The organism is Streptomyces synnematoformans, from assembly GCF_039531005.1.
Classification (GTDB): domain Bacteria; phylum Actinomycetota; class Actinomycetes; order Streptomycetales; family Streptomycetaceae; genus Streptomyces; species Streptomyces synnematoformans.
The window spans coordinates 1-1,152 of sequence record NZ_BAAAPF010000602.1 but is presented as its reverse complement, the minus strand read 5'-3'; the positions used below and the strand labels follow the sequence as shown (position 1 = coordinate 1,152).

General features: G+C 73.6%; 1 protein-coding gene. It reads right to left on the bottom strand.

Annotation, left to right across the window (positions count from 1 at the left end):
• Positions 1-59 precede the first annotated feature (59 nt).
• Complete coding sequence (locus ABD317_RS36430; protein WP_027753533.1) at positions 60-1,100, bottom strand: 3-keto-alpha-glucoside-1,2-lyase-like domain-containing protein; 1,041 nt, start codon at positions 1,098-1,100, stop codon at positions 60-62.
• Positions 1,101-1,152: the final 52 nt, after the last annotated feature.

Below are 1,152 nucleotides of genomic sequence, written 5' to 3'. Positions count from 1 at the left end.
CAGGGGGGGGGGCGCCGGGCCCGCGACCGCCGCCCCGCCGCCGTCGTGTGCGTCCCGCCCTACGACAGGTCGCGGACCCGGACGTTGCGGAACTCCAGCACCGACTCCGCGTCGTGGTTCTGCAGGCCGACGTAGCCCTCGGCGAACTGCCGGCCGCTGGTGCCCGGGTCGTCCGGGCGGCCCGGGAAGGGCAGGCCGGGCTTGTTCTCGAACTCGTTGATGACCTCGCCGTTGCGGATCACCGTGTAGTGCTGCCCGACCACCCGGATCTCCAGGTCGTTCCACTCGCCCTTGTCCGCCGGCTTCGCGGCCGCCAGGTCGAGGTCGGCGAAGCCGTAGACCGAGCCGGTCTTGCGCGGGTCGTTGCCGGAGGTCTCCGCCGAGTCGTTGATCTGGATCTCGTGCCCGCAGTTGACGGCCACCCACGCCGGGTCGGTGGTCCGGCACTCGGGGTTGGCCGCCGGGTCGACGCCCGGGAAGCGGACGAGGACGCCGCTGTTGGAGCGCCTGTCGTCCGCCCGCTCGTCGCGGAACTGCAGCCGCAGCGAGAAGTCGCCGAACTGCTCCTTCTCGTACCACAGCATGCCGAGCCCGCCGCCCGCCGGCTCCGGCCCGGTGGCCATGGAGCCGTCGTCGTTCAGCTCGAAGCCGCGCCCGCCGACGTAGCCCCAGTCGTCGAACGACTCCCGGCTGCCGTCGAAGATCACGTCGTACGGCGCGGGCCCGTGCGGCCCGCCGATGCCGGACTTCGCCGCGGTCACGAGCAGCCGCGCGTACTCCCACGGGCTGATCACGTCGGCGCGCATCAGGGAGCGCGACACCTTCTCGGTGTGCACGACGAACGCGCCCCTGCTCTGCCACGCGCGCTCGTCGTCGATGAGGTCGTTGACCGTGCAGCCGCCGCCGGCGGTGCGGTTCTGCACCCGGCTGTCGTCGTCCAGGAAGCGGACCGTCGGGCGGGCGTCGGGGGCTGCGCAGGTCCTGTCGCCGGCGGCGCCGGCCAGGGACTCGTCGGCGGTCGCGGTCGGGGCGAGCAGTCCGCCGGCGAGGGTGGCGGCGGCCAGGGCGGTGCCGGCGAGCGGAAGGCTCGTACGACGCATGGTGTGGCTCCTCGGGTGGTGTCGTCGGGCGTCGGTTCAAGGGTCCGTGGGG